Source organism: Loktanella sp. SALINAS62 (genome assembly GCF_018263905.1).
In the GTDB taxonomy this organism is placed as follows: domain Bacteria; phylum Pseudomonadota; class Alphaproteobacteria; order Rhodobacterales; family Rhodobacteraceae; genus Loktanella.
In genome coordinates, this window is record NZ_JAAFZU010000059.1 from 1 (window position 1) to 242 (window position 242).

General features: G+C 62.4%; 1 protein-coding gene. It reads right to left on the bottom strand.

Going from position 1 to position 242, the window contains the following annotated elements:
• On the bottom strand, window positions 1-242 hold a 242-nt coding region (locus GZH79_RS17495; RefSeq protein ID WP_211645063.1), incomplete at both ends, for a transposase.

Below are 242 nucleotides of genomic sequence, written 5' to 3' on the forward strand. Positions count from 1 at the left end.
GTCCCGGTCCCGCGGCACGGCGATAGGCAGCTCGCCGTCCTGGCCCTTCAATCGTTTGGTGGATGAGCCGTTACGGCGGTTGGCCTGATCGGACGGCGCATCCTTGCCGTCCTCATAGCCCAGATGCGCGGTCAGCTCGGCACCCAGCATCCGCTCCATCAGCTTGATCTTCAGCTCTTTCATCAAGCCGTCGTTGCCGAGAAGATCTTCAGGCCGCTCGCAGCCCTTCAGAAGTTCGTCCA